This is a genomic window from Nocardioides sp., assembly GCF_036493135.1.
In the GTDB taxonomy this organism is placed as follows: Bacteria; Actinomycetota; Actinomycetes; order Propionibacteriales; family Nocardioidaceae; genus Nocardioides.
Genome location: NZ_DASXQG010000098.1, coordinates 1 through 10,559, shown reverse-complemented (window position 1 = coordinate 10,559; position 10,559 = coordinate 1). Strand labels below are relative to the sequence as shown.

General features: G+C 70.7%; 14 protein-coding genes. 7 read left to right on the top strand and 7 right to left on the bottom strand.

Translation table 11 applies throughout. The features are described from left to right. From VGJ24_RS18940 to VGJ24_RS18930, 3 genes are all read right to left on the bottom strand, one after another. A partial coding sequence (locus VGJ24_RS18940) for a hypothetical protein (RefSeq protein ID WP_331502202.1) occupies positions 1-325 on the bottom strand: 325 nt, incomplete at its 3' end. A 323-nt stretch (positions 326-648) separates the two neighbouring features. After that, positions 649-1,026, bottom strand: coding sequence for a VOC family protein (locus VGJ24_RS18935; RefSeq protein WP_331502201.1), 378 nt, complete (start codon positions 1,024-1,026; stop codon positions 649-651). Beyond that, entirely contained in the window at positions 1,023-2,495 is a 1,473-nt protein-coding gene (locus VGJ24_RS18930) for an MFS transporter (protein WP_331502200.1), read from the bottom strand. Before VGJ24_RS18930 ends, VGJ24_RS18935 begins: the two co-directional genes overlap by 4 nt. Positions 2,496-2,594: 99 nt before the next feature. Here VGJ24_RS18930 and VGJ24_RS18925 point away from each other — a divergent pair, with 99 nt between their 5' ends. Next, a complete protein-coding gene (locus VGJ24_RS18925) occupies positions 2,595-3,056 on the top strand; it encodes a MarR family winged helix-turn-helix transcriptional regulator (RefSeq protein WP_331502199.1) in 462 nt (153 codons plus the stop codon). 10 nt (positions 3,057-3,066) lie between these two features. On the opposite strand, the gene VGJ24_RS18920 is transcribed toward VGJ24_RS18925, so the two are convergent. Together VGJ24_RS18920 and VGJ24_RS18915 are read right to left on the bottom strand one after the other, a co-directional pair. Next, on the bottom strand, positions 3,067-3,774 hold the full coding sequence (locus VGJ24_RS18920) for a sterol desaturase family protein (protein ID WP_331502198.1): 708 nt from the start codon (positions 3,772-3,774) through the stop codon (positions 3,067-3,069). Beyond that, positions 3,771-4,499 carry a FadR/GntR family transcriptional regulator gene (locus VGJ24_RS18915; protein WP_331502197.1) on the bottom strand — a complete coding sequence of 243 codons (729 nt, stop codon included), beginning with the start codon at positions 4,497-4,499 and terminating at the stop codon, positions 3,771-3,773. Before VGJ24_RS18915 ends, VGJ24_RS18920 begins: the two co-directional genes overlap by 4 nt. Before the next feature lie 170 nt (positions 4,500-4,669). Between VGJ24_RS18915 and VGJ24_RS18910 the strand changes: the two genes are divergently transcribed. The 4 genes from VGJ24_RS18910 (at position 4,670) to VGJ24_RS18895 (ending at position 7,764) form a co-directional block, all read left to right on the top strand. Then, positions 4,670-5,458 carry an SURF1 family protein gene (locus VGJ24_RS18910; protein ID WP_331502196.1) on the top strand — a complete coding sequence of 263 codons (789 nt, stop codon included), beginning with the start codon at positions 4,670-4,672 and terminating at the stop codon, positions 5,456-5,458. 9 nt (positions 5,459-5,467) lie between these two features. Then, on the top strand, positions 5,468-5,809 hold the full coding sequence (locus VGJ24_RS18905; protein ID WP_331502195.1) for a DUF3817 domain-containing protein: 342 nt from the start codon (positions 5,468-5,470) through the stop codon (positions 5,807-5,809). Between the two features lie 88 nt (positions 5,810-5,897). Further along, positions 5,898-6,716: a patatin-like phospholipase family protein gene (locus tag VGJ24_RS18900; RefSeq protein WP_331502194.1), complete on the top strand. Its 819-nt coding sequence runs from the start codon at positions 5,898-5,900 to the stop codon at positions 6,714-6,716. 7 nt (positions 6,717-6,723) lie between these two features. Beyond that, positions 6,724-7,764, top strand: a complete 1,041-nt coding sequence (locus tag VGJ24_RS18895) for a 1-acyl-sn-glycerol-3-phosphate acyltransferase (protein WP_331502193.1) — start codon at positions 6,724-6,726, stop codon at positions 7,762-7,764. 6 nt (positions 7,765-7,770) lie between these two features. Here the strand turns inward: VGJ24_RS18895 and VGJ24_RS18890 are convergent, their stop codons facing one another. Beyond that, complete coding sequence (locus VGJ24_RS18890; RefSeq protein WP_331502192.1) at positions 7,771-8,418, bottom strand: hypothetical protein; 648 nt, start codon at positions 8,416-8,418, stop codon at positions 7,771-7,773. Between the two features lie 149 nt (positions 8,419-8,567). Between VGJ24_RS18890 and VGJ24_RS18885 the strand changes: the two genes are divergently transcribed. Beyond that, positions 8,568-9,083 carry a peptidylprolyl isomerase gene (locus VGJ24_RS18885; protein WP_331502191.1) on the top strand — a complete coding sequence of 172 codons (516 nt, stop codon included), beginning with the start codon at positions 8,568-8,570 and terminating at the stop codon, positions 9,081-9,083. A gap of 137 nt (positions 9,084-9,220) precedes the next feature. Further along, complete coding sequence (locus VGJ24_RS18880; RefSeq protein ID WP_331502190.1) at positions 9,221-10,030, top strand: rhomboid family intramembrane serine protease; 810 nt, start codon at positions 9,221-9,223, stop codon at positions 10,028-10,030. Positions 10,031-10,113: 83 nt separating this feature from the next. On the opposite strand, the gene VGJ24_RS18875 is transcribed toward VGJ24_RS18880, so the two are convergent. After that, on the bottom strand, positions 10,114-10,559 hold a 446-nt coding region (locus VGJ24_RS18875), incomplete at its 5' end, for a cell division protein CrgA (protein WP_331502189.1).

The window sequence follows — 10,559 nt, the reverse complement described above, 5'->3', positions numbered from 1 at the left end:
GCCGGTCCAGGAGAGCCCGGTAGCCGTGCAGCGTGTTCGGCCGCAGCTGGCGCTCCCGCAGGTAACGCTCGGCGTACCTGCCGACCGTGTTGTGCTGGGCCTGGGTGTGCCTGCGCTGCTCGGCCACCTTCCGGACGGTGGGTGGGGTCCAGGCGTCCTGGTCGATCAGGGTGCGCTCGTGCATCAGCCAGGCCTCCGCGTCCAGCTTGGTGCCGACCGTGCGGGAGTAGCGGGTGCCGTCGGGCATCGTGTAGCGGGCGCGGTAGTTGACGCCGGCCGGGCCCGACCTGCGCTCGACCTCGCCGAATCCTCGTCGTCTGACCATCTGACCATCCCTCCCGATCGGGTTGAGCCGGGCTGCACCTGCGGCCGAACTTCTATCCCCCTGCTTGGTCAGCAGGATCTGGGGGTGACTTGGGGGTAGGAACGGCAGTTCCTGTCCCCAAGCGTCTACTTACGTCAGTGTGTTTCCGCAGGTCAGGGCCATATTACTACTCCATCCCCTGCTTCTTGGGCCGTTTGCAAGCAGGGGGTTAGGGGTTCGAGTCCCCTAGGCTCCACCACCTCGTCGCCCTCGGGACGTCATACGTTCCGGTCGTTCTAACGGCCAGATCGTATGACGTCCGGCAGGTCCCACGACGGTGGACGTCAACCGCCGTACGGCACGGTGATCATCTCGAGGTTGTGGCCGTCCGGGCCGTTCCAGTACAGGCCGCGACCGCCGTCGTTGGTGTTGATCTCGCCCTCGCGCCGATGGGCCGGGTCGGCCCAGAACGTCAGCCCACGGCCGACGATCCGCTGCTGGATGGCGTCGAACTCCTCCTCGCTGACCATGAAGGCGTAGTGCTGTCCGTCGGGTGCCCCGTGGTCGTCGGCGAAGTCGAGCGAGACGCCGTTGGCCAGGGTGAGCACGCGGAACGGTCCGTACGACGCGGGCCTCTCGACGCCGAGGAGCTCCGCGAGCTCCTCGGCGGCGGCATGCTTGTCGGTGACGTGGACGATCGTGTGGTTGAGCTGGACGCTCATCGGGTTGCCCCTTCCTGGTGCGGGTGGTCCAGCCTCGCGGATCCGGAGGCCGGTGTGGAGGGCCGGCCGGCGAGTCCGAGGGCGACCAGGACGACGACGACTCCGAGGGCGGCCGCGACCCAGCCGGCCGACGTCGCGTACCCGTGCACCAGCGCGGCCCGCGGGTCGGGCGATCCGACGTAGTCGCGGGTGGCCGAGACGGCGATGCTGTTCAGCACCGCCACGCCGAGGGAGCTGCCGACCTGCATCGCGACGTTGGCGACGGCTGCGGCGACGCCCGCGTCTCGAGGCGCGACGTTGCTGGTCACGATCTGGATCGCCGGCGTGAACACCCCGCCCATGCCCAGACCGAGCAGCACCATCGCGGGGAGCACCGTGGTGAGGTATCCGCTGCCGAGATCGAGCGTGGACAGGATCCCGATGCCGCCGGCGGCGAGCGCGACACCTGAGGCGACCAGCCAGCGGGCCGGGAGAGTGCGGGCGAGGACGCCGGAGACGGTGTACCCGGAGACCGACACCGCGACGCTGAGCGGCAGGAACGCCACGCCGGTGTGCAGCGGGCTCCAGCCGAGCACCGCCTGGAAGTAGTAGGTCAGCATCAACGAGAGCCCGAACGACGCGACCACACCGCCGGCGATGGCGACGTAGGCGACGACCCGCCGACGTTCGCGGAACAGGGTCAGCGGGAGCATCGGGGTGGCGCTGCGCGCCTGGCGGAGCCCGAAGATGCCGAGAAGGACGAGACCGACCACCACGGGGGTCCAGACCTGGGTGTCGGTCCAGCCGTGGTCGGCGGCGTGGGCGGCGCCGTACACGAGTCCGGCGAGTCCGGCGGTCGCCAGGGCGGCCGAGCCGATCGGCAGCGGGACGCCGGCGTGCGGCTCCGTGCGCGGCAGCAGCCGCCAACCGGCGACGAGAGCACCCAGCGCGAACAGGACGTTGACCAGCAGGCACCAGCGCCAGCTCACCAGCTCGGTGAGAGCACCGCCGACGACCAGGCCGACGATGGCTCCGCTGCTCGCCACCGCGCCGTACGTCGCGAAGGCGCGGCCGCGCTCACGCGCGTCGGTGAACATCACCGCGATCGACGAGAGTGCGCTCGGAGCGATGATCGCCGCGAAGGAACCCTGCATTGCCCGGCCCGCGACCAGGACCCCGAACGTGGGTGCCACGCCGGCGACGGCGGAGGCGACGGCGAAGCCCCCGAGCCCGCCGAGCAGCGCGGTACGACGGCCGACGCGGTCGGCGATCCGGCCACCGATCAGCAGCAAGCCCGCGAACGTGAGCGTGTAGGCGGTGATCACCCACTGTCGCTGGCCGTCACCGAAGCCGAGATCGTGCTGGGCGGTGGGCAGGGCGATGTTGACGATGGTGGCGTCGAGGGCGGTGAGCAGCTGGGCCACCGCGATCACGCCGAGGGCGCGCCAGCGCCCGGCGAAGGGAGTCGGTGTCGCCTGCTGGTCGGTCATGGCTTCCTCCTGTGCCGAGATGTCAGCCACTATCCTTAGGCCTCTAAGCAATAGATGTCAAACGTTTAGTGATCGAAGGAGGCCTGCTAGGGTGGCGCCATGCCTGCACCGCGAGGAATGCCGATCGGGCTCCGGCTCGCCGGCGTGGCCCGTGACGTCGGCCGTGCCTTCGACGACGCCCTGACGTCGGCCGGCGGGTCGCGCCCGCTGTGGATGGTGTTGCTCGCGCTGAAGAGCGGCGCGGCCGCGAGTCAGCAGCAGATCGCCGACCACATCGGCATCCGGGGGGCGACGCTGACCCACCACTTGAGCGGGATGGAGGAGCGCGGGCTCGTCGTACGCACGCGCGAGCCGAGCGACCGTCGTACCCAGGTGGTGCGGCTGACCGACGAGGGCGAGCGGATGTTCCTGGCGCTCGCGGGGGCGGCTCAGGAGTTCGACAAGCGGTTACGCCGTGGGCTCAAGGCCGAGGAGATCGCCCAGCTCGACGGGCTGCTCCAGCGGCTGCATGCGAACGCCGGCGTGCGCGGCTCCGAGCTCCCGGGCGACGTAGCGCATTGACCCGCTCTGCTCAACCGTGGAGGTTCTTCGCGGTGCCGGACGTCGGCACGGCCTCGGGATCCGGGTAGGTGCCGAACAGCCGGTCGGCGGTGCCCGACGTGGTGACCGTGAACCAGTAGTGCTCGTTCTTGTAGTGATGCAGCCGGTGGTTGCGCCACACCACGCGGTAGGCGCGGGTGTGGGGGCGGTAGTCGGAGTGGATCAGGTAGTGGGTCCACTCGTAGCCGGCCATGAGCGCGTAGACCGAAACGAGCAGCGACCAGGCGGCGGGCTGGCTCGGGACCGCGAGCAGCGCCACCACGACGTACGCCGGAAGCAGCCAGGCGAGCACCTGCCAGGGGATGAAGACCAGCGGGAGGTCGCGCGGGTCGGCGTGGTGCTCGCGGTGCTTGCGCGCGAGCAGCGAGTCGATCTCGACCGGGCCGACCCGGCGCGGGCGCCAGTGCAGGATCCCGACGTGGGTCATCCACTCGATCGCCGGGAACGCCGCGACGAGGCCGGCCGGGATCAGCAGCTCCCACCAGGAGCCGCCGCCCAGGACGGCGCGGGCGACGACCGAGCCGAGCAGGAACGCCGAGATCATCCACGGCGACGGATGCCGCCAGAACTCCCGCCGGACCGCCCCGAGAGTGAGGCTGCGCCGGCGACTCCCTGTGATCCGCTCCTCGTCGGCGGCCAGGCGTTCGCGGGCGAGCCGGTCGACGTCGCCGTCGGTCATGGGTTCTCCCAAGAGGTGTCGAGGGTGTTCAGTGCGGTGAGCAGGGCATCGGTGCTGGGGCGCAGGACTCGCTCGGCGGCGGCGCGCGTCGTGTCGGGGTCGCCCTCCTCGAGTGCGGCCGTGAGCACGCGGTAGGCACCCGCCGACTCCCCGGCTCCGATCACGGAGGCGAGCACCGGGAGCGCCGGCTCGTAGGCCGCGCTCAGGCTGTTGAACATCAGCCGGAACGTGATCGAGTCGGCCGCGTCGACGACGAGGTCCCAGTAGGCCAGCGTGTGCCGCTGGCGCTCGACGGGGTCGCTGGTGGCGGCGTACGCCGTGACGGTGGCGGTCAGCTGCGAGACGTGCTGGTCGTTCCGGCGTTGGGCGGCGAGTGCCGCGACGCTCGGACCGATCAGCAACCGCGCCTCGACCACGCTGCGGACGACCGGTACGTCGATCGAGCCGCCGCGCACGAGCAGCGACGGGAGCAGATCGAGGCCGGCGTACCGGCGGAAGTCGCGGACCGTGGTCGCACCACCGTGCCGCACCTCGACCAGTCGGGTCTGCGCCATCCGCTGCAGCGCCTCGCGGACCGCCGGCCGGGAGACGCCGAGGACCTCGGCGAGGCGGCGTTCGCTGGGCAGCGCCTCGCCGGCACCGAGAGCGCCGGAGACGACCTCGCCGAGGACCTGGTCGAAGACCTCGTCGGGGACCGACCGGCGGGAGACGGGCTGGAGCGGCATGGCTCCGACGCTAGGAACCTCGGCAGAAGTGGTCAAGTGGTAAGACCAGTATCCGGACGGAACGGGGACGCCATGCCGCATCCGGCCCGCGCTGCCGCGCTCATGCGCCGGGACCTGCTGCCCTTCGGGGTGTGCGCGCCTGGTCGATGACCGGGCCGTAGCCTGACCGCGTGCCGCCCGACGCCCCCGTGTTGCCGGCGAGGCGGGCCCTCGCGCCGCGCTACTGGGGTGCTCACCTGCTCATGCTCGTCGCGGTCCTCGCGTGCGTGCTGCTCGGCCGCTGGCAGCTCGGCGTGTGGCACGACCACCGCAGCGACAACTCCGCGGCCGTGACGCGTGAGACGCCGGTCCCGCTCGACGACGTGCTCGGGAAGGACGCGGCGTTCCCGGCGTCGGGCGTCGGGCGACCGGTCGTGGTCCAAGGCAGGTGGGACCCCGGCGACACGGTGTACGTCGCGGACCGGACGCAGGGTGGACGGACCGGCTTCTGGGTGGTCACGCCGGTCACGACCGCGAGCGGCTCGGCGATCCCGGTGGTGCGGGGTTGGGTGACGAGTGCAACCGACACCGGGGTGGCGAACCCCCGGGGCCCGGCGTCACTCGTGGGGCTGCTGCAGCCGTCCGAGGACACCGGCGCCCCTGACAACGACACCCACGACGACGTGATCCCGGAGATGAGCGTGACCGACCTGCTGCCGCGCGCGTCGTACGACCTCTACAGCGGGTACGTCGTGGCCACCGACCGAGCCCTCCCGTCAGGAGGGACGCAGGTGACGGGGATGGCCGGTCTGGCCCCGGTCACCGTGGAGCACCTCCCGGGTGCCGACGCGTCGACCGCGCTGCGCAACCTGCTCTACGCGCTCCAGTGGTGGATCTTCGGTGCGTTCGCGATCTTCATGTGGTGGCGCTGGCTGCAGGAGGACGTGCTGGGGCGAAGGCCCTCACCCGGCCCCCGGTAGGTTCGGGTCGTGTCGAAGCTCTTCCCCGCGTACCGCTTCCTGGCCTTCACCGTGGGCATCCTGCTGGCCTTCTGCTCGCTGGTCGCGATGCCGCTGAAGTACCTCGCCGCCGACGGGTCCAGCGCCCAGGCGTTCGGCGAGAAGGCCAGCATCATGTGGGTCGCCCACGGCTGGGTGTTCATCGTGTACGTCGTGGTCTCGTTCCTGCTGTGGCGGCAGACCCGGTGGTCCCTGCCGTTCGCGATCCTGGTGCTGGTCTCGGGCCTGATCCCGCTGGTGATCTTCTATGTCGAGCGCGTGGTCACCCGTCGCATCCGCGCCGAGCATCCCGAGCTCGCCCCCACGGGGTGACCGCCCGGAGCCGATAGTCCGTGACGCTCCGGCCCCGGAAACGCCTCTCGAGACTCCAAAACGTCACGGACTACCCGAGGATGGACCCATGACGACGGCGTTCGTGCTCGGGGGCGGGGGCGTGCTGGGCGCAGCCGAGGTGGGGATGTTGCGGGCGTTGTTCGAGGTCGACGTGACACCCGACCTGGTGCTGGGCACGAGCGTGGGGGCGTTGAACGGCGCGATGGTCGCCCGCGATCCGACGTCCGCGGTGATCGAACGGCTCACCGACCTATGGCAGGACGCGAGCACGTCCCGCGCCATCTCCGACCGACCCTTGCGGACCGTACGCCGTGCGGTCTCGACCGGGACGCACCTGTACTCCTCGACGTTCATGCAGGCGCGGCTGGTGGAGGAGTTCGGCGAGACGACCTTCGAGGAGCTGCCGGTGCGGTTCCAGGTGTGCGCGGCCAGCATCGAACGCGCGGCCGAGCACTGGTTCGTCTCCGGCCCCCTTGTCCCCGCGATCATGGCGAGTGCCGCGGTCCCCGGTCTGCTCCCGCCGGCCGAGGTGGACGGCGAGCACTTCCTCGACGGCGGCATCGTGAATTCGATCCCCCTCGGGCGGGCGATCGCCCTCGGTGCCGACCGGGTGTTCGTGCTCCAGGTCGGCCGGATGGACCGGCCGCTCAAGCCGCCGCACCGTCCGTGGGAGGTGGCCCGGGTCTCGTTCGAGATCGCCCGCCGCCATCGGTTCGCCCGCGAGCTGGCCGAGGTGCCCCATGATGTGGAGGTGCACGTGCTCCCCGCGCGCGGCACCTCGGCTCGGGACGACTCGCTGCTCGCCCACCGCGACTTCTCCCGCGTCCGCGCGCGGATCGAGGCCAGCTACGAAGCGTCCCGCGACTACCTCGCGGCGCGCCCGTGAGGCGGCCGTGATCTGGCTGCTCCGGCGCGGCGTGATCGCGCCGTCGATGATCCTGCTGGCGGCCGCGCTCTGGGTCCTGCTCCCGCTCTGGCTGATCGTGGTGGCCGCCCTGGTTCCGGTGCTGCCCGGGCGCTGGCGGCTGCTGCGCATCCTCTGGCTGACGGTCGTCTGGGTGACCGCGGAGAGCGTGCTCCTCGTGATCCTGTTCGGCTGGTGGCTCGCCTCCGGTTTCGGCCGCCGCATCCGTACGCCGTACTGGGAGGGCGTGCACTACGACGCCGTGCAGGGCCTGATGTTCGTCGTGTTCCGCGAGGCCCGCCGGGTCCTCGCGCTGCGGATCGAGACCGACGGACCGAGTCCCGACGCCTACCCGGGCACGCCGCTGATCGTCGCCTGCCGGCACGCCGGCCCGGGCGACTCGTTCACGCTGATCCACGCCCTCATGCACTGGTACCACCGAGAGCCGCGCGTCGTCCTGAAGGACACCTTGGCCTGGGACCCGACGGTCGACGTGATCATGAACCGCATCCCGGCCCGTTTCGTCTCGCCCGGCAAGGGAGGGCGCGACTTCGAGCGCCAGATCGCCGACCTGGCCCGCGACCTCGACGCGAACGACGCGTTCGTGATCTTCCCCGAGGGCGGCAACTTCACCCCAGCGCGTCGGCAGCGCGGCATCGACCGGCTCCGCAGGCTCGGACTGGAGCGGATGGCGCGCCGGGCCGAGCAGATGACCCAGGTCCTGGCGCCGCGACCGGGTGGACTGCTCGCCGCGCTCGACGCGGCACCCGAGGCGGACGTCGTCCTGGTCGCGCACACCGGCCTCGACCACCTGCTCACCGTCGGCGACGTCTGGCGGGAGCTGCCGACGAACAAGGTGATCGTGATGCGCTGGTGGCACGTGCCGCGCGAGGAGATCCCGGCGGGTCGGGAGGCCCAGATCGAGTGGTTGTTCGGCTGGTGGGAACGGATCGACACGTGGGTCACCGAGCACCGGCCACAGGAGCTCGTCCGCCCCCGGGCCCGGCGTCGTACGGCGAAGGCGCAGTAGGGACCGCTAGGGCTTGCTGGACTTCTTCGCCGCCGGCTTGTCGCCCGGCTCGAGGGCGACCACGTCGGCCGGCTCGTCGGGCGTCGTCACCTCGTGCGACTCCTCCGCGGCATCGGCGAGCGCCTCGTCCGGGCCGGCACCACCTTCATCATCACCCTCGACCGACGACATGGCGGCAACATCCGCCGGCGGCGGGGTCGGGGTGTACGACGACTGCCAGTTCTCCTTGTCGGCCCCGTCCCGGAGCTTCTTGGCCACGAAGCCGAGCGCCGCCGCGATGCCGGTGATGATCAGCAGCTTGCGCAGGCGGTGCTTCTTCTTCTTCCCGCTCAGCTCGGCGGCCTTGGCGGCGGTGGCCTCCTTGCTCTGGGCGGCCTTCTCGGCTGCGAGGTCGGCGACCAGCGAGGCCTTCTCGGCCGCAAGCGCCGCGCTCTGCGCGATCAGCGGCGTGGCCTTGTCGCGGGCGTCCACGAGCGTCGGGCCCGCCTTCGCCTTCGCGTCGGCGAGCACCGGACCGGCCTGTTCACGAGCATCGGCCAGGGCTGCCTCGGCCTTGTCCTTGGCGTCGGCGAGGATCGGGCCCGCCTTCTCGACCGCAGCCTCGACGTAGTCGGAGGCCTGTTCGATGAGTGTCTTGTTCCCGCGGTTGCGCATGTCGACCGTTCCCTTCGTCTCGTCCCTATCCCACCACGATCCTCCTCGTACCCAACAGGGGCGGTCTCCACCGCGCACCGCCGTACGTCGCGCGGTTGTCTCGCATGGGAGGATCGATGGTGACAGCACGCGAGACGCGAGAGGCATCCATGGCTGACCAGCAGGCCGTCCTGAAGACCAACCGGGGCGACATCACGATCAACCTGTTCCCGAACCACGCACCCGAGACCGTCGGCAACTTCGTCGGTCTCGCCGAGGGCACCAAGGAGTACCGCGACGACGCCGGCCGCAGCGGCGAGCGCTACTACGACGGTCTGACCTTCCACCGGGTCATCGACGGCTTCATGCTCCAGGGCGGCTGCCCGCTCGGGACCGGCACCGGCGGCCCGGGCTACACCTTCAAGGACGAGCCGCACCCGGAGCTCGTCTTCGACCGGCCCTACCTGCTGGCGATGGCCAATGCCGGGCCCGGCACCAACGGCTCGCAGTTCTTCATCACGGTCGCGCCGACGACGTGGCTGAACTTCAAGCACACGATCTTCGGCGAGGTCGCCGACCAGGCGTCGCGCGACGTGGTCGACGCGATCGCGACGACCTCGACCGGCCCGGGCGACCGCCCGGTCGAGCCGGTGGTCATCGAGTCCGTCGAGGTCCAGACGCCCTGAGCACGGCCGACGGGTCCGGATCCGGATCAGCGACGCCGGCGGGTGATCCCGCCGGCGTTCCCACCTGTTACCGGCACTCGGACCGCGAGACCTACATCCACTGCCAGCGGTGCGGGAAGCCGATCTGTCCCGACTGCATGAACGACGCCCCGGTCGGGTTCCACTGCCCGGACTGCGTGGCCGAGGCCCGGCGTACGACGCGCCAGGCGCGCACGCCGCTCGGCGGCGTCCGGCCGGGCACCTACGGCCTGGTCTCCAAGACCCTGATCGCCATCAACGCCGCGGTGTGGGCCCTGATCCTGGCCACCGGGGGCAACGGCAGCGTCTGGGTGGACCGGTTGTCGATCCGACCGAAGGGCGCCTGCGTCGTGGGCAACCGGGGCTACGACGTCTCGTCATCGCTGTGCTCGACCCAGCACGGAACGTGGCTTCCCGGCGTCAGCGACGGTGCGTGGTGGCAGCCACTCACCTCGACGTTCACCCACGTCGAACCGCTCCACATCGGCTTCAACATGCTCGCTCTGTGGATCCTCGGCCCGCAGCTGGAGCTGGTCCTGGGGCGGGCGCGCTTCCTCGCGCTGTACCTGTTGTCGGGCCTGGTGGGCTCGGCGGCCGTGTACTGGCTGAGCCCGGAGTACACCCCCACGCTGGGCGCGTCGGGCGCGATCTTCGGCCTGATGGCCGCGCTGCTCGTGGTCGCCCGCAAGGCGCGGGCCGACGTCAGCCAGCTGATGGTGTGGATCGGCATCAACGCCGCCCTGACCTTCTTCGCCTCCGGGATCTCGTGGCAGGGGCATGTCGGTGGGTTCGTCGGCGGGCTCGTGCTCGCCGGGATCCTCGCCTACGCCCCCCGCGAGCGTCGTACGACGTGGCAGGTCGCGGGTTTCGCCGGCGTCGCCGTCCTGGTGGCGCTCGCCTTCGCGCTCCGCACCGCGGGGCTCGGCTGACGTGACCGGGTTATCCCCAGGTGTGGAAGAACCTGGGGAGAACTACACCGGTGTGATTGTCCACACGGGGCTCATTCCCAGGCTCATTCCCACCTGGTCGCGTACGAGAAGCCCACGGCCATGAAGCAGATGCCCACGACCAGGTTCCACTGGTCGAGGTCGTTGAAGACCGGGACCTTGGGCAGGTTGTCACCGGAGAGCACGTAGAAGGTACAGATCCAGAGCAGGCCGAGGATGAAGCAGGTCAGCATCCCGACCACGACGCCGCGGCCGCGGCCGAGTGGGGTCGAGGGGTGCGCCGCCATCAGCAGCCCGAGAAAGAACAGGCCGAACCCGACGACGTAGTTCCACTTCTCCATGTCACCCATGAACGCCGGACCGCCCGGCTGGTCCGCAGGGATCGCGTCGGGGTCGGGGCGCACGACCACGTAGTAGAAGACGATCCAGGCGATCCCGAGGACCATCATCACGATGCACACGACGAAGCGGACGCTCAGCAGGGGCCCGCGGTCCGGGTCGACGAACGACT